Annotated in this window: 16 protein-coding genes; 8 read left to right on the plus strand and 8 right to left on the minus strand. The window is 62.7% G+C overall.

Annotation, left to right across the window (positions count from 1 at the left end; genetic code table 11):
• Positions 1-32: 32 nt before the first annotated feature.
• Positions 33-1,316, plus strand: a complete 1,284-nt coding sequence (locus tag J2S45_RS08685) for a glycoside hydrolase family 1 protein (RefSeq protein WP_307635136.1) — start codon at positions 33-35, stop codon at positions 1,314-1,316.
• Positions 1,304-2,521, plus strand: a complete 1,218-nt coding sequence (locus tag J2S45_RS08690) for an MFS transporter (protein WP_307635137.1) — start codon at positions 1,304-1,306, stop codon at positions 2,519-2,521. The genes J2S45_RS08685 and J2S45_RS08690 overlap by 13 nt, the downstream gene beginning before the upstream one ends.
• Here the strand turns inward: J2S45_RS08690 and J2S45_RS08695 are convergent.
• The 4 genes from J2S45_RS08695 to J2S45_RS08710 form a co-directional block, all read right to left on the minus strand.
• Positions 2,505-4,196 carry an amino acid ABC transporter ATP-binding/permease protein gene (locus tag J2S45_RS08695; protein ID WP_307635138.1) on the minus strand — a complete coding sequence of 564 codons (1,692 nt, stop codon included), beginning with the start codon at positions 4,194-4,196 and terminating at the stop codon, positions 2,505-2,507. The genes J2S45_RS08690 and J2S45_RS08695 overlap by 17 nt on opposite strands.
• Positions 4,189-5,865: an ATP-binding cassette domain-containing protein gene (locus J2S45_RS08700; RefSeq protein WP_307635139.1), complete on the minus strand. Its 1,677-nt coding sequence runs from the start codon at positions 5,863-5,865 to the stop codon at positions 4,189-4,191. The genes J2S45_RS08695 and J2S45_RS08700 overlap by 8 nt, the downstream gene beginning before the upstream one ends.
• Before the next feature lie 304 nt (positions 5,866-6,169).
• Positions 6,170-6,613 (minus strand): hypothetical protein, encoded by a 444-nt coding sequence (locus tag J2S45_RS08705; protein ID WP_307635140.1) that lies wholly within the window; start codon positions 6,611-6,613, stop codon positions 6,170-6,172.
• A gap of 20 nt (positions 6,614-6,633) precedes the next feature.
• The gene (locus tag J2S45_RS08710) at positions 6,634-9,630 is read right to left on the minus strand and encodes a glycoside hydrolase family 2 TIM barrel-domain containing protein (RefSeq protein WP_307635141.1); all 2,997 of its coding nucleotides are present in this window, start codon (positions 9,628-9,630) and stop codon (positions 6,634-6,636) included.
• 294 nt (positions 9,631-9,924) lie between these two features.
• On the opposite strand from J2S45_RS08710, the gene J2S45_RS08715 reads away from it, so the two are divergent.
• Genes J2S45_RS08715 through J2S45_RS08735 form a run of 5 tightly spaced genes read left to right on the plus strand, consistent with a single transcriptional unit; the run spans position 9,925 to position 15,831 of the window.
• The gene (locus tag J2S45_RS08715; RefSeq protein WP_307635142.1) at positions 9,925-10,833 is read left to right on the plus strand and encodes a DMT family transporter; all 909 of its coding nucleotides are present in this window, start codon (positions 9,925-9,927) and stop codon (positions 10,831-10,833) included.
• A 35-nt stretch (positions 10,834-10,868) separates the two neighbouring features.
• A complete protein-coding gene (locus tag J2S45_RS08720) occupies positions 10,869-12,173 on the plus strand; it encodes an ABC transporter substrate-binding protein (protein WP_307635143.1) in 1,305 nt (434 codons plus the stop codon).
• A 6-nt stretch (positions 12,174-12,179) separates the two neighbouring features.
• Positions 12,180-13,133 carry a carbohydrate ABC transporter permease gene (locus tag J2S45_RS08725; protein ID WP_307635144.1) on the plus strand — a complete coding sequence of 318 codons (954 nt, stop codon included), beginning with the start codon at positions 12,180-12,182 and terminating at the stop codon, positions 13,131-13,133.
• On the plus strand, positions 13,123-14,037 hold the full coding sequence (locus J2S45_RS08730) for a carbohydrate ABC transporter permease (RefSeq protein ID WP_307635145.1): 915 nt from the start codon (positions 13,123-13,125) through the stop codon (positions 14,035-14,037). The genes J2S45_RS08725 and J2S45_RS08730 overlap by 11 nt, the downstream gene beginning before the upstream one ends.
• A gap of 9 nt (positions 14,038-14,046) precedes the next feature.
• Complete coding sequence (locus J2S45_RS08735; RefSeq protein ID WP_307635146.1) at positions 14,047-15,831, plus strand: amylo-alpha-1,6-glucosidase; 1,785 nt, start codon at positions 14,047-14,049, stop codon at positions 15,829-15,831.
• On the opposite strand, the gene J2S45_RS08740 is transcribed toward J2S45_RS08735, so the two are convergent.
• The 4 genes from J2S45_RS08740 to J2S45_RS08755 form a co-directional block, all read right to left on the minus strand.
• Positions 15,828-16,595, minus strand: a complete 768-nt coding sequence (locus J2S45_RS08740; RefSeq protein WP_307635147.1) for a glycerophosphodiester phosphodiesterase family protein — start codon at positions 16,593-16,595, stop codon at positions 15,828-15,830. The genes J2S45_RS08735 and J2S45_RS08740 overlap by 4 nt on opposite strands.
• An 18-nt stretch (positions 16,596-16,613) precedes the next feature.
• A complete protein-coding gene (locus tag J2S45_RS08745) occupies positions 16,614-17,549 on the minus strand; it encodes a M23 family metallopeptidase (protein WP_307635148.1) in 936 nt (311 codons plus the stop codon).
• A gap of 180 nt (positions 17,550-17,729) precedes the next feature.
• A complete protein-coding gene (locus J2S45_RS08750) occupies positions 17,730-18,758 on the minus strand; it encodes a hemolysin family protein (RefSeq protein WP_307635149.1) in 1,029 nt (342 codons plus the stop codon).
• Entirely contained in the window at positions 18,755-20,056 is a 1,302-nt protein-coding gene (locus tag J2S45_RS08755; RefSeq protein ID WP_307635150.1) for a hemolysin family protein, read from the minus strand. The genes J2S45_RS08750 and J2S45_RS08755 overlap by 4 nt, the downstream gene beginning before the upstream one ends.
• Positions 20,057-20,291: 235 nt before the next feature.
• On the opposite strand from J2S45_RS08755, the gene J2S45_RS08760 reads away from it, so the two are divergent.
• Positions 20,292-24,014 (plus strand): multifunctional oxoglutarate decarboxylase/oxoglutarate dehydrogenase thiamine pyrophosphate-binding subunit/dihydrolipoyllysine-residue succinyltransferase subunit, encoded by a 3,723-nt coding sequence (locus tag J2S45_RS08760; RefSeq protein WP_307635151.1) that lies wholly within the window; start codon positions 20,292-20,294, stop codon positions 24,012-24,014.
• Positions 24,015-24,127: the final 113 nt, after the last annotated feature.

Consider the following 24,127-nt stretch of genomic DNA (forward strand, 5'->3'; position numbering starts at 1 on the left):
CAACCTAGATCACTTTCGCTTATTCTAGAGGAATGACGCGTATCACACTGGGAACAGCTTCAGCAGCCCTCCAGATCGAGGGGTCAATGCCGCCCACCCCGTGGCAGGCGTGGGCAGACGGCGGTCACGTGGCCGATGGGACGAGCCCGAATCCGACAACCGATCATTGGGTGCGTTGGCGTGAGGATAACGAGCTCATGGCCTCCCTCGGTTTCGGAATTGCCCGTATCGGGATCGAGTGGGGCCGCCTAGAACCGGTGAGGGGCCAGTTCAATGAGGCGGCCCTGCACCGGTACCGCGAGGAGATCGAAGACCTGATCGCCAAGGGCATCTCCCCTCTCGTCACGCTGCACCACTTTGGTCACCCGCAGTGGTTCGAGGACATGGGCGCGTTCACGAAGGATGCGAACGTGGAGCTGTTCCTCCGGTTCGTCACGCGGGTCATCGACGCGATCGGCGACTTGGTCGATGACTGGATCACAATCAATGAGCCGAACGTGTACGCCTCCCAGGCCTACCTGTTCAAGGAGAGCCCTCCGGGTGAGGTGAGCTGGTCGAAGCTGCGCGCCACACTCCGCAACCTGGCCCGCGCCCACTGCCGCGCCTACCGGATGCTCCACCGGGCCCTCGATGCTCCGGGGCGGACGATCAAGGTTTCGTTCGCGAACCATCGCCGCGTCTTCGAACCGATGAACCCGAAAAACCCGATCCACCAGGTGTTCACCAAGGTGGACGATCTGCTCTTCCACCGCATCTACGAGCGTGCCTTCTACCGTGGCGAGTTCTCTCCGATCATCGGCAAGGCCCCGGATGTGACGCCGGGCTTGTATGCCGACGTCATCGCGATCAACTACTACTCGCGCACGGCCGTCACAGGCCTGTCCGATGGTGTCTTCGAGGGCGTACCAACGACGGACCTGGGCTGGGAGATCTATCCTCAGGGCCTGGCCCAGGTCGGCCGGGATCTCCACGACGAGTATGGGCTAGAGCTGTGGGTGACGGAGAACGGTTGCTGTGACAACCCGGATCCGGCCACCGGTGCAATCGAAAAGTTCCGGTGCGACTTCATCATGGCCCACCTGGATGCGATGGAGGAATCGGGGCTGCCGTTCACCCGGTACTACCACTGGTGCTTCGTTGACAACTGGGAGTGGTCCGAGGGCATGGTCGCCCGCTTCGGAATCGTCCACCTCGGGGAGAATCTTGAGCGTACGATCAAGCCGAGTGGCTATATGCTCGCCGAGATCAACAGGGCGGGCACCGTGACCCCCGAGATCCGCAAGCGTTACTCGGAAGGCTCCCAATGGGCGAGGTAAGCACCCGGCCGCCGGTTCCCCGCTCCTGGCTCATCCACTACGGCCTGCTCTATTTCGGTCAGAACATTCAGTGGGCGGCTCCGGTCCAGATCCTCCTCGGCCTGCAGATCCTCGAGATGTTCCCCGACAACAAGGAGAACGCCCTCGCCCTGCTCATGACCATCGGCGGCATTTTCCAGGCCATCGGCTCCCTGGCTGGCGGCTTCCTCTCGGATCGCACACATTCACGCTTCGGCAAGCGCCTACCCTGGATTCTTGGCGGCAACGCTGTCGCTATCACGGCCCTGCTCGTCACCTCGATCGCCCCGAGCTACATCCTCCTCGTCGGCGCCTGGTCGGTCTTCCAGGTCGCGCTCGCGATCGCCGGTTCCTCGACGATCTCCCTGTCCCCCGACACGGTCCCGCGCTACCAGTTCGGTCTCGTCTCCGGCGTCCTGGGCGCCACCTACACGCTCGGCGTCGTCGGCGGCACGCTCATCGCCGCCTCGCTCGAGGTTCAGACCGCCTACCTGGTCATCGCCGTGCTCGCCGCACTTCTTGTCGGCCAGTTTGCTGTTTCGGGTGCCTGGAAACGCGGCATCGGCACCGAGGGTAACGAGGCCGATCTCATGCTCGCCGAGGGCAACGAATCAACCGCTGAGGGTTACGGGGACTTCCGCTGGGTGTTCATCGCCCGCTTCGCTATTAACCTCGGCAACTACGTCGCCCTGTTCTACCTGCTGTACTACATGAGGGACAGGATCGGTCACCCGGACCCAGACACCGGCGTCCTCATCCTCACCGGCGTGTATGCCGTCTGCACCGTCATCACCACGATCCTCGGTGGCATCGCCTCCGACAAGGTCGGCCGGCGCAAGCCTTTCGTCATCCTCGCCGCCACCGGTGTCACCACCGCCTGCGTGCTCATGGCTATAGCTACGGACATGTGGATGGCGGTCGTGGGCGCCGTCATTCTCGGCGTCGCCTGGGGCGTGTTCACCTCGGTCGATCAGGCCCTCGTCAACGAGGTGCTCCCTGTCGCGAAGGACCGGGCCCGCGACGTTGGCATCATGACCCTCGCGATCGCCGGGGCCAACATCATCTCCCCGATGCTCGCCGCATTCGCCCTGGCCAACCTGGGTGGTTACCCGGGCCTCTATCTAGCCTCGGGCGTCCTCGTCCTCCTCGGGTCCCTCGCGGTCATTCCCGTCAAGTCCGCTCGCTAGCCAGCAGGGCACTGAAGGCTCCTCCAGCATCTGCTAGCTCGCCCCACGTGCCATGCTCGGCGATACGCCCGCCCTCCATGACAATGATCTGGTCGGCGTCACGGATCGTCGAGAGCCGGTGGGCGATGACCATGAGTGTGAAGCCGGCCTGGCTAAGCCGCTCCATGAGCTGGTCCTGGGTGATCGGATCCTGGTGGCTCGTCGCCTCGTCGAGGACAAGGACGGAGCCGCACTGGCGTGCCCGGATGATCGTACGCGCCAGGGCAAGCCTCTGCCTCTGACCACCCGACAGTGCGCTCCCGCGCTGGCCAACCCTCCGGTCCAGCGGAAGCTCGAACCCGGCGAGCCCGCAGGCCGCCACCATCTCCTCCTCGGTCACGGACGTCCCTGCCATGGCCAGATTGTCGGCCACGGTGCCCGAGGCGATGAACGGTTCCTGGTCCGCGACGGCGACGAGCTCGTAGGATCGATCAGAACCGAGCAGGCGAGCATCGACGCCATCAATCGTCACGGTTCCGGCCGGGTCCCAGTGCCGTTGGGCGAGGCGGGCGATCGTCGACTTGCCCGAACCGGTCGCCCCGACCACGGCAAGCATGGCGCCCGGGGTGAGCGAGAACGACACGTCGTCGAGGACCGTTGCGCGACCCGGATAGGAGAAGGTCACACCCTCGAAGCCCACGCGCTCAGAGGAGTCACGAGGCCCAGCCGGATTCTCGGGCTCGTCGACCGAGGGGCGACCGCCGGCAAGCTCGCGGATCTTCCGGGTCGCCTCCAGGCCGGCCGGGAGCGAGGTGGCGAGCCGTTCGATCGTCTCAAGGGAGGTCGCCGAGCCCAGAACGAGGGCAGCGGCAGCCGCCGCCATGGGCAGGGGCGCTCCTGCGAGCAAGGCCGCCACGAGCACGAGAAGGAAACCGAGCCAGAGCCGCAGTTGGCCCACCGCTGCCCGCACGCCCGTCCGGTTGCCGGAGGCGTGAAGAACCGCGGCGAGGCGGCGATCCTTGTCCGCGACAACATCGAGTCGCGCCTGTTCGGCACCAACCTGACGAATATCGTCGAGGAGGCGAACAGTGTCGGCGACCGATTGGGACACATCGGCGCGCAAGGCCGCTACCTCGCGCGCCCGCGCCGCGTTGGAGCGGCTCCCGATGAGCGGGACGACAATCCCGATGATCATCACGAGGGCCATGGCCAGGGCGGCGGCCGGGCCCGCCAGCACGCCCGCGGCAACAGTCGCCGAGGCCGGAATGAGGACGGCGGTGATCGCCGGGGCGATCGTGTGCGCGAAGAACACCTCCACCCGGTCGATGTCACGGACCGCGATTGTGTGAATCTTGGCCGCACCCAGGCCGTCCGTGATGGCCGGCGCCTGCGGGAGCAGAGCATCGATCATCCACACTCGCATCTCCCCCATGAGCCCGAACGCGGCCAGGTGCCCGTAGAGCTGCTCGAGGAAGCGCAGAACGGCCTTGAGACTAGAGGCGACGAGGAAGACAAGAACGACCCGTAAGACGAAACCGTCACCGGCCTCGCCCATCGCCGCGCGCGTGACGGCCCAGGCGGGAAGGGCGATGCAGAGGACGCCCAAAAGATGGCCAGCAATACGGGAAAGAATCGAGATCACGAGCCTGCGGGTTGCTAACTTCGCGAAGCGAAGGAGCCATGCGACGTTATCCACGGGTCACCTCCGCGTCCAGTGCCGCGGCGTAGAAGCCGGGACGGGCCGCCAACTCAGCGGGCGAACCCTGATCGGTAATGCGACCATGCTCGAGAACGACAATGAGGTCAGCATCGGCCACCATGTCGAGCCGGTGAGCGACCTGGACGACCGTGCGGCCCTGGCCAAGCCGAGCCAATTCGGCACGGATTCTGGCCTCCGTCTGCCGATCCAGATCCGCCGTCGTCTCATCAAGTAGGAGGGCCGGGCGGGGTCGGGACATGGCGCGAGCGAGAATGAGGCGGCGGCGCTGGCCGCCCGAGAGCAAGGCGCCGGACTGGCCGACCGAGGTATCGAGACCTTGCGGGAAGTCGGCGAGGTCAAGATGGGCCTGGGCGAGAAGCTCAGCCTTCTCCGCCTCGCTCAGGCCACCTACGAGGGATAGGTTGTCGCCGATCGTCGTCGAGAGGATCCCAGCCCGTTGGGAGACAAGGGTGGCGGCCGCGCGAAGCTCGGCGGCTCGCGCGACCTGCCCGTTGAGGGTCACGCCTGGGGCCTCGACGAGGCCGGCGAGCACCTTGAGGAGCGTCGTCTTGCCAGCCCCAGTGGGGCCGACGAGCGCCACGTGGGCACCGGCCGGGATCGACAGGGAGATATCGGCGAGGATAGGGCGCCCGCCGAGAGACACCGTGAGGCCGGCAAGCTCATAGGCAGCCTGCTCGGGGACGGTGGCCGCGCGGGGGACGAACTCCTCCCCCAGCATCTGATCAACCTGCTCGCGACGGGCGCGGCCGCCGAGGCCGATGTAGAAGGTGCGGCCCACACGATCGATGGGCTCGTGGAGCAAGACCAGGAGGAGGACGGCTGCGATAACGCCCCCGGGCCCGATCTCGCGAGCCCGGGACAGGAGAAGAATGAGGCCCAACCCGGTCATGAGGAAACCGAAGATGAGATCGTTGGCGATGATCATCCGCTGATTCTTGACCAGGAGCGTCCCCAGCGATGCCATCGAGGCGCGGGCCGAGGCAGCGAACTCGTCGCGGGCTCGCGCCGCACCGCCGAGGACCTTGATGGTGCCGATGCCCTCGATCATCTCCACGTACCTGTTCGTGGCCTGCGCTTCCTTCATCCGGTACTCGTGGTTCGATCCCCGCAAGAGCTTGCCCGCGGTCATGATGATGAGGGGCACGAGGGCGACGAAGGCACCGAGGACGAGCGCCGAGACCCAGTCAACCCAGATCGCCCACACGGCAAGGACGATGACGGGGGCGGTGAACGAGGCGAGAGTGGGCGCGAGGAAGCCCGCGCGATACCCGGCGATTCTCTCCGCCCCGGACATCGCAGCATCGACCGTTGCACCATCACCACTGACCGGCGGGCCGCGCCGTGCCGGGGCCTTGAGCGTTCCGGCGAGAGCCGAGGAGAGGATCCTTGCCCGCCAGTGCGATTCTTCGGCGGATTGGATCCGCGAAGGCACAAGCTCGGCGATGGCGGCCGACAGGGCAGCGGCAAGGACGAGGGCGACGACGGCCAGGAGCGGCACGATCCAGGCCGACCCCTGCCACAGGTTAGTCGCGAGCTTCCCAGTGGCGACAGCCGCGAGGGCAAGGAACAATGTGCGCGCCCAGGAGGCCGAGATCACCGCCCATGCGCGTGCCGGCGGGTCAGTAAGAACCTCACGAATCCACATGTCAGCCCTTCAAGATCGTGGCGATAGCGAGCTGTCGTTCGCCGATGCGCAAGCTCGCAGTGCCCGAGGTTGTCTCAAGCGTCAACAGGTTCCATCGTACCGTCTGCGATGGCCGGGACTTCACTGAGCGCGGTCGCCGAGAGGAGTTCCTCAAACGGGCTCAGGCGCTGGTCGTGGACGTCCTAGACAACAACGATCGGGGCTGGCCGGCAGGACCGTCTCCGGGTCGGCGGCACACAGGAGCGCTTCGAGCTTCCAGTCGAGCTTGTTCTTCAACGAAGCGCATAACGAGGAGGCGTTAGCCCTATTTGTTGTGGAAGGTCGCCCCCTCAACGCTCACATGGAGACAGACGACCTCGCCCTCGCCACGAACAACCCGGTAGCCTTCGTCAATCTCGACAATCCCAATCGACCCCGCGTTCAACTCCGTGCTGTCCCCGCACCCTTCAAACGACTCGGTATCGGAAAGGTCTGAGTAGGCGCGCACGCACGTGAGATCCGCTTTTTTGGCGACGCTGACGACGACGAACCCGCTGAGCACGTGCAAGACCGCAAAGTATCGTCTCCTCCCGGTGAAGCGCTGAGAGACCAATTCGCCAGCGGGCGCGACTCGATACGTGAGGCTGTCGCCGATCGAGTATGCCGCTCCGGCCTTGACGACGTCGTGGTTCCCGATCGCTTCCAGCGTCCGCCGCCACCGACGCTGAGAGGCGAGTTGCCTCGAGAACTGGTCGAGGTTTGAAAACACTATCAAGGATCTCTTCCTTTCTATCGATGCTGCTGAAAGGGCCGCAGTGCGAAGCTGAAGGCAAAGTCCTCGAACCTGATGCGATAGCTGTCAAGAACCTCCGATCCCCACGAATTGGACCCGAGCCCTAAGACCGCGTGGTTCAGATTGAGAGTGCCTACATCCCTTTTCTCAAGCTCGCTCAGATGCGTGGCACGGTCGATATCCGCGCAGGTGTATGGCCAGACGGAAAAGTCGAAGTCAGTAGATGCATCGACGGGCTCGAGGCGCCGGGCAAGGAGTCCAACACCATGGGCGTTCGTTACCGCCACCCAGGTGGTTCCCGTCCGATTACCGTAGTTTTGCGGCACGACGTACGGGGTGTACATGTCGTCGACGGTGGCCCTCCACTGGCCGTAAATCTGCGCCGTGCGAGAATCCGGGTAGCTTTCGCCCGGGCCAAGCCCGAGCCACTCGATTCGGTCCATGTCATGAGGAATCGTGAGTGTCAGCCCGATTCGGGGAATGACCTGTGTATAGTGCCCGCGTCGTGCTCCACTGACGCTGACCGACAGCTCGCCGGTATCGGAAACGACGTAGGTCATTGCCAGGTCGAAACCAATGTCCGTGCTGGGCGCGGCCAAGACCCGGTGCATTTCGACAATAACTTTGTGTGAAGTGACGGTGAAGGACGCGCTTCGAGGCGAGGTCTGCATCGCGTCAAGAAGATTCGGCTTCCACAGCTGGTTGAACTCTGTGTGGTGATTGTCGATCAGAGGGGACCAAATACCGACTTCGATGTCTGCGCCGATGAGTTGGCTACCGCGATACTCCCACGATGTGATGGCGCCCGAGATGGCGTCAAAGGTAAACGTCGACTCGCCAGCTAAGACCCTCATGTCAGCTGAGTTTTCCGCGCGCTCTACGCGGATGGGTGCGCGCGCGACGTCGTCGCGGCCATCTGGTACGTCTGGTGGGTAGCGTCCGGGCGATTGGAAACGGCCAAGAACGTGCTCATCGTCTTCGGCACGACCATGCGCGCTCACAGTGACGGTGACCAGGAGTTCCTCCCAGGGGCGGCTATCAGCTCCCAGGGAGAATACTCGAGATTCTTGCGGCGCAATTGCCCCTGGCCTCATGCTGAACGACTGACTTTCACTCGGGGAACTGGCGATGTCAACGTGGAGGGTGACGTCGCTCAGATCCGTGAAATACCGTTTGTTAGAGACCGTCATCCGATCGCCGTCGAATGATATCTTCACCGGACACAGTACCTGTTTGTATTCGATCAAGCCCGGGCTAGGCTCCTGCCAGGGGAACACAAGGCCATCGATACAGAAGTTGCCGTTGTTGGGGTAGTCACCGAAGTCGCCACCGTAGAGGTAGTCTATTGTGCCGTCCGGGTTGACGCGTTCTACGCCGTGATCGTTCCACTCCCACAGGAAGTGGCCCTGAATTGAATCCCACCGGTCGATCACGGCTTGATACTCGGCGAGGCCGCCGGGGCCGTTTCCCATGGCGTGCCCGTATTCGCAGAGAATACGCGGCTTTCCCATCGGATATCGCCCCATGTCGTCCATCTGTGAGACGCGGGAGTACATCGTCGAAATGATGTCGACGACGTCGGCGTTGCGGTCTTCCTCGTACATCACGGGCCGGTGCGGATCGAGTTCCTTCGCGCGGGCATACATTGCGCGAAAATTGCATCCGTATCCAGATTCGTTGCCAAGCGACCAGACGGCGATGGAGGCATGATTGCGCTGAGCCAAAACGTGGCGCTCGATTCGGTCAACGTATGCCTTCTCCCAGGCGGGATCATCACTCAATCGGCTGATGTTGCCCGTGGCCACAAAGCCGTGCGTCTCCAGATCGGTTTCCGCGACGACGAAGAACCCGAGTTCGTCGCAGAGCTCGTAGAACCGAGGATCATTGGGATAGTGCGCGGTGCGCACCGCGTTGATGTTGTGCGCCTTCATCATGCCCAGGTCGCGCCTCACCCGATCCATGGACACCGCGCGCCCACGTCGGGGGTCGAAGTCGTGGCGGTTGACGCCGTGCATCTTGAAGTAGACCCCATTGAGGAGGAGACGGCCTCCCTCGATGGTGTAGGAGGCCAGCCCGAGCCGGTGGGGGATGACTGTGGTGGATCCATCCGGGCGCGATTCTTCGATGAGCACCGTGTACAGATAGGGATCTTCGGGATTCCACCACCGTGGGTGCGTGATCGTCACGCTGCTCGACCATGCGCCCTCGCCGTGCGCGTGAAGCGCTGATTGAGCTATCTGATTCCCTTCGGACAAGATGCGCCACGTGACGTCAACATCTGCGTCTTTCCATACATTGAGGTTGACGACGGCGTCGCTTCCGCTTCGCTCCGTCCACAGGTGGAAGTCCCTCACGTGGGCGTTGGGGCGCCGGGTGATGTAGATGTCTCGGAAGATGCCACATGCCCACCACATGTCTTGGTCTTCTAGGTAGGTGGCGTCTGAGTATTGCACAACGCGAATGGACACGAGGTTCTTTCCGGCGCGCACGGCATTCGTGATGTTGAACTCTGCTGTCAGGCGCGAGCCCTTCGTTAACCCTTGGAAGATCCCATTGACAAAGACTTCAGCATAGGACTCCACCCCGTCGATATGGATGATAATGTCCTCGCCGGCGGCCAGCTTCCCGATCGTGACCACCCGCTGGTATACGCCCGTGGGGTTGTCTGCAGGAACCCGCGGCGGATCGACAAAAAATGGGTATCCCTCGTCGGTGTAGTGGAGGCTACCAAAGCCATCGAATTGCCACATGTGGGGAACCGTGACGGTATCCCAAGACGTGTGTAGCTCACCGTGGATCTTAGGCGATACTCGTTCGGGGCGGTCAAAGAGTTTGAAATACCATGAGCCAACCAGGTTGATGAAACCGGTTGACCGCTCCCGATCGAAGGAGAGGGCCTCGTCTGCACCGTCGTAGCGGAAAAAATAGGCGTGTGCGGGCAACCTATGCATCCCGGTGATGTCCGAGTTCTCCCACGGGCGCGATTCGATCATTGAGTCCCTCCTCGACTTTGATTACCGGGCAACAGCGTCGCTCTAGAAACCGCTTACTATCACACTATCCGACCTAGTAGGCGATGGCAACAGGTGAAATATGGGCCGATGGCGCACGCCTGCCGCCGGCGTCCGGAGCGTCATATATCCGTGCTTTAATGGGCGTCCCGGCCAATTGCGGCGCACGGCCTCACGCGGCTAATGTGTGATCTAGGGCACTGCTTGTTGTTGGCCTGGACATGTTCGTTTACGATGTATAGCAACCGGTTTCTACTGAGCGTGTTAGAGGGACCTATGAATCGTAACGTGCAACAGCATTCAGCGTCGATGCTGCCTACGATTGCGCTGATTGGCGTCACCGCCGTGTGGGGCTCAACGTTCTTCATGATCAAGGGTCTGCTCGAGGAGATATCTGCGCTGGACTTCCTCTCGGTACGTTTCGTTCTCGCGAGTGTGGTCTGCGCAATCGTCATGTTCCCAAAACTGCGGAAAGTCGCGCGGCGAACGTGGCTGCGCGGACTGACGCTTGGCTTGATCTACGGAACGGCGCAAGTGTTTCAGACCGTCGGCTTGAAATACACGGACGCCTCCGTCTCCGGTTTCATCACGGGAATGTATGTGGTGCTAACGCCGATCGTTCTCCTGCTGCTTTTCAAGGTGCAGATATCGCCCAAAGTGTGGGGCGCCGTCCTATTGGCCACTATCGGCATTGCGGTGCTGAGCCTGACCGGCTTCGCCATTGGCGTCGGCGAATTCATCACATTCCTGGGGTCGGCCTTTTATGCTGTTCACATCGCCTTTTTGGGTAAGTGGGCCAAAGACGACGATCCGTTCATGCTGGGCATCATTCAAGTCTTTGGAATAGCGCTGCTGTGCACGTTGGGCGCACTCCCCGGCGGCATCGACCTTCCGCAAAGCGGGGGCTCCTGGCTGGCGCTCATCTACATGGCGCTTGTTGCCGGCCTCGCGGCGCTCGTAACTCAGACCTGGGCGCAGTCCAAGATCTCCGCGACAAGCGCGGCCATCATCATGACGACGGAGCCGGTTTTCGCCTCGCTGTTTGCGATCTTGTTCGGAGGAGAAAACCTCACACTCCGACTTCTTATCGGAGGCAGCCTGATTCTTTCGGCGATGTTCCTGACCGAACTCACGCCGAGTAAGAAGCCGGAGCCTGACGGGGCAGACGCTGCCGAAACTGTTTGACACTGTCCATCAACGGATTTTCTCAAGGAGGAGAAATGAAAAATAGGAAACTGAAGCACGCGGCGGCCATTTCGCTGAGCGCGGCACTAGCCGTGGGCATGCTCTCGGCGTGTAGCGGCGACTCGAGCGGAACTGGCGACAAAGGAAGCGTCACGTGGTCCACGTGGGGAACGCCTGACGAACTGAAGGTGTTCGAGCAATTCAACGCCGAATTCGAGAGCCGGCATCCCGATATCAAGATCAACTTCCAGCCCGTGGCATCCTACAGCGATTATCATTCGAAGCTGAACACGCAGCTGACATCGGGAACGGCCCCCGACGTCTTCTATGTAGGAGACGACCAGATTGCAAACCTGGTCGTCAACGGCGTATTGGAGCCGATCGACTCCCACGTCGCGAGCGCAGACTCGCCCATCTCGCTCGCTGACTTCTCCGAATCCATTTATCAAGTAGCCCAACTTGATGGCCAGACGTATGGCCTGCCCAACGACGTCAACCCCGACGCTTTCTGGTACGACAAGCAGGCACTCGCCGCAGCGGGGATCACCGACGATCCGGCCGAGCTGGCCGCTCATGACAAGTGGACCACGGACAAGTTCTTCGAGATGGTTGACGCCCTTCACGGCGCCGACATGACCGGAGCGGCATTTTGGAACTACTGGTCCACAACGGACTCGTTGATCGTTTCTCAGGGAGGCAAGGTCTACGACGACGCCGGCAAGTACGTCGCGAACACCGACTCAGCCTCGGTTGCAGCGCTCGATACCTGGGCGAAGAAGTTCGCCGATGGTCAGTTTGCCGTCGCAGACGTCATGCCTGCCGGCCAGGACCCAGATACTCTCTTTGCTCAGCACAAGCTCGGCTTCCTTGTCCAAGGACGCTACACGGTCGCCTCGATTGAGGGAGCCGGAAACTCGATCGACGATTACGACGTCGTTCGCTGGCCCACCCCGGACGGTAAGGCCGCCCCGTCGGGCGTCGCCTCGTCGTTCCTTGCGATCAACAAGAATGCGGCGGACAAGGACGCGGCATTCACCTTCTTCTCGGAGTTCCTCTCCAAGGACGGGCAAACTCTTCGTCTTTCCGATAACGGTAATGCCCTTCCATCGATCGCCGGGATTGACGAGATCGTCACGGCGACGAATAAGCCCGGCCATGTGGCCTCGCTGATTGACATGCGCGATGTGGGCTTCTCGAACTTCCAGGTTGAGGCCGCGGTTCCGGGTTTGTCCGAGCAGATCTCGAATGATTACATGCTCCCCCTCTACCAGGGAAAGGGCTCTGCGCAGGAGACCTTGGATCACATCGCTGAGCTGGTCACCCAGAAGACGTCGAAGTGAGCCTAGATGTCTGTCGCTACCCGGAAGGAAGAACTCAAACCGCGTTCTTCGACATCTAGGGCGTTCGCCGTGAACCCTGACCCGCGATGGCGCAAGCGCGATCGAGCATGGGCGGCGTTCTTCCTCGCACCGCAGGCATGCGGAATCCTGCTCTTCACGATCCTTCCCTTCGGCTTCGCCTTTATCCTGGCGTTTACCGACTGGAACGGGTTCGGACCGTTGAAGTTCATCGGTTTCGATAATTTCAAGAGCCAGATCTCCGATCCGCTCTTCCTCAGAGCGGTGCTTAACACGTTGATCATCGCTGCCGTGACCGTGCCAATTGGGCTCTTCTTGGCGATTGTCGTAGCGGTGCTGATTAACAAGTTGAAAAACAAGACCGTCTACATGATCTTGTTTTTCGCTCCCGTTGTCACGTCCTCGGTTGCAGTTGCCCTCATCTGGCAGCAGCTCTTGCGGCAGGACGGAATGATCTCCAGCGCAATCTCGACACTCTTTAACGTGACGCCACCGGATTGGTTGGGCAATCCGAAGCTTACGTTGTTCGCAGTGTGTGCTGTCACGATCTGGTCCTCGCTGGGCTTGAACGTGGTGATCTTCCAAGCCGGACTGCAGAATGTCAGTCCGTCCGTTATCGAAGCTGCTTCGATTGATGGCGCGAGCAGCGTTCGGACATTCCGATCGATCATCCTGCCGATCTTGTCTCCGACCATATTCTTCCAGTCCGTTATCGCGTTCATCTCCTCTCTCCAGACGTTCGATATCGTCTTCGTGCTCGTGAAGAACGCTGGGCCAGAGAACGCGACGAGGACGATCGTGTATCACATATACGATCTTGGAATCCAGAAGGGGCAATTCGGTGTTTCCTCAGCGGCCGCGATCTTCCTGATGCTTCTGGCTGTGGTCATCACCGTCGTCCAGTTTGGTTTTGAAAAGAAGTGGGTGCACTATGAACGCTAAAGTCGCAACGCGCAGCGCTTCGCAAGCCCCGGTCGGCGGCGAGCCGAAGGGTGCATCGATATCTCCGGTGAGACTGTGGCTACGGCGCCATCATCTCCTCACCAACCTCGTCCTGATCATCGGCTCGATCGCCATGTTCGGACCGTTCGTGTGGATGGTGCTGACCGGGTTTAAGACCCTGCCGCAGATCCTGAAGGACCCACTGTCCATCATCCCGGATCCGGCAACACTGTCGAACTTCACCGACGCATGGGCACAAGCGCCATTTGGGCGCGCCTACTTCAATTCCGTCTACATCGCTGTGTTGGTGGTAGTCGGAGCTGTCATTACTAGCGCGATGGCTGGTTACGCGTTTGCGCGAATCCCGTTCAAGGGTTCGAAGGCCGTATTCTCCATCGTGCTTGTCGCTCAGATGATTCCCAAGCAGGTAACGCTCGTTCCGTTCTACCTGCTGATGGCTAAACTCGGATGGGTAGACTCCCACCTTGCCATTATTATCCCTGGCATCCTTGTTAATCCGTTTGGAATCTTCTTGGCACGGCAGTTTGTCCTGTCGATTCCACGGGAGCTGGAGGAAGCGGCGACAGTGGATGGCGCATCGCGTTTCCGGATATTCTGGCAAATCATCTTGCCAATGATCCGGCCGGGGCTCGGCGCACTGGCTATCATCGTGGCATTGGATACCTGGAACAACTTCCTCATGCCATTGATCTTGCTCAATAGCACGGATCTGTTTACCGTCCCGCTGCTCTTGGCTCAGTTCCAAGGACAATTCGGCGGAATCAACACCGGCCTGATCATGGCGGCAACCGCTGTATCGACTGTTCCCATGCTGATCGTGTTCATCATTGGGCAAAAGCAGATCGTGTCGAGCCTAGCGACAGCGGGCCTTGGGGGACGCTAGAGGGACAAGATGATGATTTTTGATTTTGTGGATTTTCTAGATATTCCCTTCACTGTGCCGGAATCCAATTTCGTCGTGTGCAAAAGGGGGACATCGTTGGAAATCTACTGCGTCGAGTACGAGAGGCCGCTGGCCGACTGCGTAGTAGCTGAAATTCTCCCGAAGGACACAAGCGCGGACGTGACTGCGCAGGCTGACGGAGGTCATTTTAGTTTCGGCAGTTGCGCAGTGGCCATCTACAGGAACTCTCTCTGGATTCATTCAGCCGGCGAGTTCGTAGTGAAGAGACGCCCACATCATGTATCTCAAACCCTCTCATTTGATAACACGTCAGATGGCGACGTGCTGATCTCCTACTCAGGCTCGCTCGTACCGCCTGATGGGGATCTGCCCACGTCGTGGCATTCGTTTAGAGACACGGCCGACGGCGTCGTCCAGGGTTGGATGGAGAGGATGCCGCAGGTTTCCGAGCAGAGAAAGCCCATGACGGAGCAATGCTGGTGGGTGCTCGGCACGAACCTGGTGAGATTCGTCGATCGGGACGGCGCAACCTGCCGGAGCATCGTCCCGGCAAAGCTTGGGTACGTGGGGCTCTGGCAGTGGGATGCCTACTTCATCGCTATCGGAGTTGCTCACGGTGATTTTGATGCCGCTCTTGAACAACTACGAAATGCCGTCAAGTTCCAAGCCGACACCGGCCAGCTTCCCGACGTGCTCTTCCCCGGCGGCGTGCTCGCCAACTCGTCAGATTTGCCGGAGGCTGACCGCCTCAAACTTGAAGCCGATGGCTCGCCAACCGTTGGCGGGGGCACCGTTCCTTTAACCAAGCCTCCGCTACTGGCGTGGACCATCGAGCAGATTCTTGGAAAGCGAAGCGATGTGGCACGCCAAAAGGTGGTCGAGGAGTTCGCCGACGTCGTGGCCGATAATCAAGAATGGTGGTTTAGCTATTCGGACATCAGAGCCAACGGCCTGCCAGAGTATTTGCACCCGTATTCATCCGGCCTTGACGACTCGCCCGTCTTTGACCACGAGGTTCCCGTCGCCACGGCGGACTTGGCCGCATACCTTGGCGTCCAAGACGCGATCCTCAGCCAATGGTTCTCGGCTATTCCTAAGCGGTCGGCCGCATTCGCGGCGCGAAGCCAGCGCACGCACCAGAAGATGCTTGAGTTGTGGGATGAGACTCTCGGCATGTTTCGATACGGGCACGATGCCCGAATCCCTCAACATCGAACCATTGTCTCGCTGCTCGGCGTCTTCGACGGGCGCCTTCCCGACTCCGTGGTAAGCAGCGTGTTGAGTGATATCCACGATCCCGGGCGATTCGCGACGAACTATCCGCTTCCTACGGTGGCCCTCGACGACGACGGCTATCGGGCGAACATCATGTGGCGAGGCCCGACATGGATCAACACGACCTTCCTTATCGCCGACGGTTTGGCTCGTCAAGGATATCCGGAGGAGGCTCGAAGCCTCCGCACCGCGATCCTAGACAACATTGAGAAGGCCGGAGGGCCGGTCGAGTACCTTAATTCGAGCACGGGAATTCGTTGCGAGCACGCAGTTCGGAGCTTTTCGTGGAGCGCCGCGCTGTACGTAGACTGCGCGGTTCGTGAGTTCTCTGAGTCCGTGGAAGCCTCGCGTGGCGGCGAGCATTATGACAAGGCAAGGCACGTGCTTGTCGAGAAGATCACCACGACCAGCTCGATCGGCTTCGCCCAGGGTCGACTGGTGCCGGTAGCCCACACACCCGAATCGCGCGTTCAGAATCCCGCGGGGAAGTACGCCTAGCCCCGCATCTGGCTGATCACCGATCGGGCCAGCGTCGGTTCGTCGGTGATCAGACCGTCCACGCCAAGCTCGAGTAGCTGGCGCATGTCGGCGGCGTCGTTAACCGTCCACACATGCACCGCCAGCCCGCGGGCGTGCGCCAACGCGACAAACTTCTCGTCCACCACCTGGATGGTCTTGAACAGCTCGGGGACCTGCACACACTCCACGCCCCGTTCCGGTCCCGGAAGCCGGTAGGCCAGCGCGCGAGGGCCCTTCGCCGCCAGCACGAGTCGCGCGATCGCGGAAGTCCCCATCGAGGAGCGTACCCCCGGTAGTCGCCTGCGCATTCGCGCCAAGCGCAGCTCCGAGAAGGAAGCCAGGCTTACGCGGTGAGCGGCGTTCTGCCGGCGGATCGTCTCCACCATCGGCAGCGCCGTCGCGTTGTTCTTCGCATCCAAGTTGAAGATCATGTCCGGAAACTCCTCGAGCAAGTCGTCGAGGCGCACCAGCGGGTTACCCGAATGGTCGCGCACGTGGCGCAGGTCCCTCCACGACCACGACGAGACCGGCCCCGAAGCGTCCGTGAGACGATCCAAGATCGGATCGTGGAGGATGATCACCGTCCCGTCGGCAGTCACGTGGCAGTCACTCTCCACGTAGCGAAAGCCCCGCTCACGCATCGCATGGAACGCAACGATCGTGTTTTCCGGGGCCTCGTTGCCGCCGCCGCGGTGGGCGAGGACCGTCGGCTCGCTGATTCTCCACATTCGCTGATGAACCATGCCATCAGCCTACGCCTGCTAGCAGATGTCTGACAGATCGACCGCACCGAAGTCCTCGAGGGCCTTCATCGGGTCGATCACGTTGTCGTCGGTCTCAGTGTGCAACTCGTGGCCCTCGTGGACCTCAAAGTGCAGATGCGGGCCGGTCGACCAGCCCTGGGAGCCGGCGTCGGCGATGTGCTGGCCAACCTTGACCTTATCGCCCTTCTTGACGTGGACGCCGTCGTCGTACATGTGGACGTACCAGGTGGTGTATTTCTTGCCGTTAATCTCATGGGCGATGACGATCACGTTCGATGAGCGCCCCTCGATCCCCTCGCCCGCGTAGATCACTTCGCCGTCGGCCATCGCGTAGATGGGTGTGCCCTTGGCCGCCGCGAAGTCCTGACCCAGGTGGAAGGAGGAGGTGTAGGAGATCGGGTCGATGCGCCAGCCGAAGGGCGAGGTGAGCCGGTAGGTGCCCTTCGCCATCGGCATGACCACCAGGTTGTTCTCCCCCTCGAAGGCCGCGGACAGTGAATTCGCGCCCCCGCGTAGCCCGCACTGGATGACCGCCCCATCATAGGAGCGCTCGAATCCGCGGTACCGTGCCGAGTCCGCGGCGCCGTTCGTCTTCTTCAGCGTGTCCGGGACCGTGGGCTGGGGGGTAGCAACCGTGGAGGTGGCCAGCGTGTCCGCGCCCTGAACGGCGGACGCACTGTAGAGGCCTCCAAAGGCGACGCCGGCGGCGGCCGAGACGGCGACGACGGCGCTCAGTATGCCCGCGAAGGCAGGCCTCTTCGCCTCGCGGATAACTCGGTCAAATAGGGAGGAAGCCGGCCCGGAATGAGATGCGCTCTCGGTGACGACCTGGGAGACTTCGATCACCTCGGTGGCCTGGGTGTCTCGAAGCTGAGCCTCCCTGGCGAGGCGGAGATCGCGGCGCGACGGTCGCACTGTTTCACGCTCAGCCAATCCCGCCCCTCCTTTTTACCTGCGGTGGATAACCGGGATAGACTCCCGAACACCCCCAATGATAACGGTTTGATAACGGTGGCGCGAGCGGTATCCACCACCTTGGGACCGAGCGCCCTATGATGTCAGCCACTTCCCGGCTCTCGCCAGCCGCGAGGGTCACAGAACGATCTCGGACAGTTACTTCTGCATAGCGTCGCGAACCTCGCCGATCAGCTCCTCGAGGATGTCCTCGAGGAAAAGGACGCCCTTGATCTCACCCTCCACGACGACGGCCGCAAGGTGGGTGCCGTCCTTCTGCATGGAACGCAGCGCCGTCTCGATTTCGTCATTCGAATCCACCTTCGACATGGTGCGGATCTTCCACGGCGCCAACGCCTCGTTGCGCCACCCCGGCGCCACGTCAATGATGTCTTTGATGTGGACGTAGCCGACGATCTCGCCGCCGTCGGCCACCGGGTAACGGGAGAAACCATGCTGGGCGATCTCCGCCTCCACCTCGGCCGGCGTGGTCCGCGGCGTGACCATGACGAGCTCACCCGTTGCCACCATGAGGTCGCCCGCCGTGTACTCGGAAAACTCGAGCGCGGAGGAGATTAGCCCGACGTCGGCGTCGAGCACGCCGGCGTTCTTCGAAGCCTGCACGATGGAGGCCACCTCATCCACGGTAAACGCCGCGCCCACCTCGTCCTTCGGCTCCATGCCGAAGATCCTGATGATGTGGTTGGCGAACCAGTTCAGCGAGAAGACGACGGGGTGGAAGATCTTCGAGATGAGCACAAGCGGCGGGACAAGGATGTAAGCCGCGCGCTCCGGCGTCGTGACCGACATGTTCTTCGGCACCATCTCCCCCAGCACCACGTGCAGGTAGACCACCAGAGCGAGCGCCACCACCAGCGCGATGGGGTGGACGAGCGAGTGTGGGACACCCACCGCGTCCAGCGGCCCCTCGATCCAGTGCGCGATCGCCGGCTCCGAGATGGCGCCGAGCGCCACCGACGCGAGCGTGATACCGAGCTGACAGGTGGCGAGCATGAGCGTGACGTTCTCCAGGGCGTAGATGACCGTCTTGGCCGACTTCTTGCCCGCGTCGGCGAGCGGCTCCACCCGCGAGCGCCGCGCACCCATGACGGCGAACTCGCCGCCCACGAAGAATGCGTTGGCCAGGAGCAGGAGCCCCGTGACCAAGAGTGCCGTACCGATGCTCATTCATCCACCCCGCAAATCCGCACCTGCTCGATTCGGCGGCCATCCATGGTGGCCACGACGGCGCGCACGCCGCCCTCTGCCACCTCGTCGCCGACCTCGGGCATCCGCCCGAGCCGAGCCATCATCCAGCCTCCCACCGTCTCCCACGGCCCCTCGTCGGGCACGTCGAGGCCGAGCTCGCGGGCGACCTCGTCCGGGCGCATGGCGCCGGGAATCATCCAGCTGCCGCCGGAGACGATGTGGGTGCGCACACGACGCCGGTCGTGTTCGTCCGCGACGTCGCCCACGATCTCCTCCACCGCGTCCTCGAGAGTGACGATGCCGGAGGTGCCCCCGTACTCGTCGACGACGACCGCCATTTGCAGGCCCTCGGCGCGCAACTGGACAAGGAGAGGGGCGAGCTCGATCGTCTCGGGCACGCGGGTGGGTTCGACCAGGAGGGAAGAGGAGGTCACCCGCACCTGGCCGCGCGCCTCATAGGGGATTGCAACCGCGCGGCGCAGATGGACGAAGCCGCGCACGTCGTCGAGGTCCTCGCCAATGACCGGGAAGCGTGAGTGGCCGGTCTCGGTGGCAAGGGTGATGACGTCCGCCGCCGTGTCCTCCTCGTGAAGGGTGGCAACCCGCCCGCGGTCGGTCATCACGTCCACCGCAGTAAGTGCCCCGATGTCGATCGACCGGGTCAGCAGGCGCGCGGTGGGCAAGTCGAGCGTGCCCTCCTCCGCGGAGTGACGCACGAGGGCCGCGAGCTCGGAAGCCGAGCGCGCACCGGACAGCTCCTCCGCCGGCTCGATGCCAAACTTGCGCAACACCCAGTTCGCGGTCTCGTTGAGCAGGACGATCACAGGCTTGAACACCGCCGTGAAGAGGCGTAGCGGCAGGGAGACAAAGGCGGCGGTATTCAGCGGCTCGGCGAGCGCCATGTTCTTCGGGATCAGCTCGCCAAACAGCATGGAGGCCACGTTGATGATGATGAATGCGAGTGTCGCGGCTGTGCCCACGGCCGCTGCCGGGGCCAGGCTACCGAGCAGGCCGGTGAAGAAGTGCTGCAGCGGCGCCGTCGCCACATAGCCGAGCAGGATCGTCGTCATCGTGATGCCCACCTGGCACGAGGAGAGCTGGAGGGAGAGTTGGTGCAGAGCCTTGCGCACGCGCACCGCCTTCGCATCCCCGGACTGGGCGCGGTCGTCGATCGTGGCCGGATCAAGGGCAACGAGCGAGAATTCGGCGGCAACGAACAGGGCGTTACCCGCAATGAGTACAAGGGCAAGACAAAATAGTATGAGATCAGTGGCCACGGGCCACCTCTTGTCGTCCTTCCATGTTCACCATCGTAACCTAATGGCCCAGCGCTCGAGCTCTTACCCGCAGAGGAACTCTTGAAACATCGCGGGAGTTTTCTTGACACTAAGAGAAATTGACCGGCGAAAACACCCCAATTTGGAGGCAAGTTTGGGACTTAGCGCCCCTCTACGAAAGAAAGATCACTAGGCTTGGAGCTACAGGTCATCCAACGAACAAGTGAGGCAGACAGTGTCGTCAACCAACTCCGATGATTTTGGCGCGAACCAGGGTTTTATCGAAGATCTTTACGCGGCATACCTTCAAAATAAGGACGGGGTCGGCCCGCAATGGGCCGAAATGTTCCGTAGCTGGGAACAGCAGGGCCGCAAGCCGGCGAACGGCTCGCCCGCCAGCCCCGACCCCCAGCCCAAGAAGGAGGTGACGCCGGCCCAGCGCGCCGTCCACTCCCAGGCCGACCGCGCCTCCACGCCCACCACGAACGTCACGCGATCCGACCTGCCCCCGCAGCCGCGGGCCGCGGCCGCCCCCGCCATCACCCCCTACGCCAAGTCCTACAGCCTGCGCCCGGCCAGTGCCGAAGAGGACATGGATCCCAAGGCCAAGACGGTCACCGCACTCAAGGGCGGGGATCGCGGCCTGGCGAAGAACATGGACGCCTCACTGTCCATCCCCACCGCCACCTCGCTGCGTGCCATACCCGCGCGCGTCATGTTCGACAACCGCACCGTCATCAACCGCTACCTCGCGTCCACCCGCGGCGGCAAGATCTCCTTCACCCACCTCATCGCCTACGCCATGGTCGAGGCCCTTGCCGAAATGCCCGAGATGAACGTGTCCTACTCGACCGAAGGCGGCAAGCCCTCGCTCGTCGAACCCAAGCACGTCAATCTGGGCATCGCGATCGACGTCGTCAAGCCCGACGGGACCCGCACGCTCGTCGTGCCCTCCATCAAGGCCGCCGAAACCAAGACCTTTTCCGAGTTCGTCTCCGGCTACGAGGAGCTCGTCGACCGCGGGCGCAACAACAAGCTCACCATCGAGGACTACCAGGGCACCACCGCTACCCTCACCAACCCCGGTGGGATCGGCACCACCGAATCCGTGCCACGCCTCATGGTTGGCCAGGGCCTCATCGTCGGCGTCGGCTCCATGACCTACCCGCCCGAGTTCCAGGGCACCGCTGACGAGACGATCGCCCGCCTCGGCGTGTCGAAGGTGGTTCACATCGGCTCCACCTACGACCACCGCGTCATCCAGGGCGCCACCTCCGGGCGCTTCCTTCGCCTCATGGAAAACAAGCTCCTCGGCCAGGACGGCTTCTACGAGCGTGTTTACCTCTCCTTGCGCGTGCCCTACACGCCGGTCGTGTGGGAGAAGGACGTCGAATACGACGCCGAGCGCGAGCTCGGCAAGCCCGCCCGCATCGCCGAGCTCATCCACGCCTACCGCTCGCGCGGCCACCTCATCGCGGACACCGACCCGCTCTCCTTCCACCTGCGTCGCCACCCCGACCTGGAGATCGGCTCCTACGGGCTGAGCCTGTGGGATCTCGACCGCTCTTTCCCCACCGGCGGCTTCGCCGGCACCAGCCACCTCACCCTGCGCCAGATCCTCACCAACCTGCGCGAGGCCTACTGCCGTACCGTCGGCATCGAGTACATGCACATCCAGGACCCGGTCCAGCGCAAGTGGTTCCAGGAGCGCCTCGAGCGCGCCCCCGAGGCCACGACGCCGGAGCAGCGTGTTCGCATCCTCGAAAAGCTCAACCAGGCCGAGGCCTTCGAGGTCTTCCTCCAGACGAAGTACGTGGGCCAGAAGCGCTTCTCCCTCGAGGGCGGCGAGTCGCTCATTCCCGCCCTCGACTCGATCCTGGGCGGCGCCGCCGACGACGGCCTGCAAGCGGTCGCCATCGGTATGGCCCACCGCGGCCGCCTCAACGTGCTGACGAACATCGCCGGCAAGTCCTTCGGCCAGGTCTTCTCCGAGTTCGACGGCGTCATGGACCCGACGAAACCCGGCTCCGGCGACGTCAAGTACCACCTCGGCACCGAGGGCACCTACACCTCCGCCCAGGGTGACCAGGTCGGGGTCTACCTCGCCGCGAATCCGTCCCACCTCGAGGCCGCCGACGGCGTACTCGAGGGCGTGGTGCGTGGCATGCAGGACCAGCTCGACGACGACGGCGCCGCCGTGGTCCCCCTCCTCATCCACGGCGACGCGGCCTTCTCCGGCCAGGGCGTTGTCACGGAGGTGCTCAACCTGTCCCAGCTGCCCGCCTACCGCACCGGCGGAACCATCCACATCATCGTCAACAACCAGATCGGCTTCACCACCGCCCCGTCGAACTCGCGCTCCTCGCGCTACACCACCGACATCACCAAGGGCTTGCAGCTGCCGATCTTCCACGTCAACGGTGATGATCCTGAGGCCGTGTGCCGCATGGCCCGCATGGCCTACGAGTACCGGATGGAGTTCAAGAAGGACGTCATCCTCGACATCATCTGCTACCGCAAGCGCGGTCACAACGAGGGCGATGACCCGTCGATGACCCAGCCGATCATGTACTCCTTGGTCAACGAGAAGCGCTCCACGCGCCAGCTCTACCAGGAGGCCCTACTCGGGCGCGGGGACATCTCCGAGGAGCAGGCCGCCCAGGTCGAGCAAGGATTCCACAATCTGCTCGATAAGGCGTTCCAGGATGCGCGCGAGGCGGAGAAGCGGGCCGAGGCGAACGAGGCGGAAGCCGCCGACTCGCTCGGCATGCCCGCCTCCCAGCAGGAGGACGCCGGCACGATGGTCGGCTGGTCCACCGTCGTCTCTGCCGAGGTCCTCCGCCGCATCGGCCAGGCTCACACCACCCCGCCCGAGGGTTTCACCCCGCACAAGAAGATCATGTCGCTGTTCGAAAAGCGCAACAAGATGGCCCACGAGGGCCACATCGACTGGGGATTCGGCGAGCTGCTCGCCTTCGGCTCGCTCCTGATCGAAGGCGTACCGGTACGCATGTCCGGCCAGGACTGCCGGCGCGGCACGTTCACCCAGCGCCACGCCGTCGCTCACGACCTGGTCACGGGCGAGGAGTGGACCCCGCTCATGAGCCTGACCGAGGATCAGGCGCGCTTCAAGATCTACGACTCGGCCCTCTCCGAGTACTCGGTCATGGCATTCGAGTATGGCTACTCCGTCCAGCGCCCCGACGCGCTCGTGCTGTGGGAGGCCCAGTTCGGCGACTTCGCCAACGGCGCCCAGACAGTGGTGGACGAGTTCATCTCCTCCGCCGAACAAAAGTGGCACCAGGCAGCCTCCATCGTGCTCCTCCTGCCCCACGGCTACGAGGGCCAGGGCCCGGACCATTCTTCGGCCCGCATCGAGCGCTACCTGCAGCTGTGCGCTGAGGAGAACATGATCGTGGTTCAGCCGTCTACCCCGGCAAACTACTTCCACATGCTGCGCGAGCAGGCCTACCGCCGCCCACGCAAGCCCATGATCGTCTTCTCCCCCAAGCAGCTCCTTCGCCGCAAGGGCGCAGACTCGATGGTGGAGGACTTCACCTCCGGCACCGTGCGCAAGGTGATCGGCGAGAGCCATCAGCTCGCAGACGTGGATCGGGTGTTGCTGTGCACCGGCAGGATCTACTACGACCTCCTCGAAGAACGCACGAAGAAGGGCGACGACCGCACCGCGATCATCCGGATCGAGCAGCTCTACCCGAACCCCGTGGAGGAGGTCCGCGCCGAGCTGGACAAGTACCCGAACGCCGAGGTGTTCTGGGTGCAGGACGAGCCCGCCAACCAGGGCGCCTGGGCGCACTTCGCCCTCGGCATGTTCCCCGAGCTCGGCCGCGCCGTCACCCGCATATCCCGCCCTGCGGCCGCCTCGACGGCCGCAGGCATGATCGGCCGCCATCGTATGGAGGGCGAGGAGCTGATGCGCAAGGCGTTCGCGCGATAGCCCGCCGGGCCCGAGGTATCCGCCGGGGGCCGGAGTTGCCCTCCAGACCCCGGCAGCAATGCGATACCTGACGCGGCCGTGGAGTTGCCGCCACGTGGCCCCTACCGGAAGGC

This window comes from Trueperella abortisuis (genome assembly GCF_030811095.1).
Lineage (GTDB): Bacteria > Actinomycetota > Actinomycetes > Actinomycetales > Actinomycetaceae > Trueperella > Trueperella abortisuis.

Bases quoted from the DNA above. Each gene is read 5' to 3' on its own strand.
- J2S45_RS08700 (WP_307635139.1), bottom strand. From the start codon at position 5,865: ATGTGGATTCGTGAGGTTCTTACTGACCCGCCGGCACGCGCATGGGCG.
- J2S45_RS08730 (WP_307635145.1), top strand. From the start codon at position 13,123: ATGAACGCTAAAGTCGCAACGCGCAGCGCTTCGCAAGCCCCGGTCGGC.
- J2S45_RS08720 (WP_307635143.1), top strand. From the start codon at position 10,869: ATGAAAAATAGGAAACTGAAGCACGCGGCGGCCATTTCGCTGAGCGCG.
- J2S45_RS08750 (WP_307635149.1), bottom strand. From the start codon at position 18,758: ATGAGCATCGGTACGGCACTCTTGGTCACGGGGCTCCTGCTCCTGGCC.
- J2S45_RS08690 (WP_307635137.1), top strand. From the start codon at position 1,304: ATGGGCGAGGTAAGCACCCGGCCGCCGGTTCCCCGCTCCTGGCTCATC.
- J2S45_RS08685 (WP_307635136.1), top strand. From the start codon at position 33: ATGACGCGTATCACACTGGGAACAGCTTCAGCAGCCCTCCAGATCGAG.
- J2S45_RS08715 (WP_307635142.1), top strand. From the start codon at position 9,925: ATGAATCGTAACGTGCAACAGCATTCAGCGTCGATGCTGCCTACGATT.
- J2S45_RS08725 (WP_307635144.1), top strand. From the start codon at position 12,180: ATGTCTGTCGCTACCCGGAAGGAAGAACTCAAACCGCGTTCTTCGACA.
- J2S45_RS08735 (WP_307635146.1), top strand. From the start codon at position 14,047: ATGATGATTTTTGATTTTGTGGATTTTCTAGATATTCCCTTCACTGTG.
- J2S45_RS08710 (WP_307635141.1), bottom strand. From the start codon at position 9,630: ATGATCGAATCGCGCCCGTGGGAGAACTCGGACATCACCGGGATGCAT.
- J2S45_RS08740 (WP_307635147.1), bottom strand. From the start codon at position 16,595: ATGGTTCATCAGCGAATGTGGAGAATCAGCGAGCCGACGGTCCTCGCC.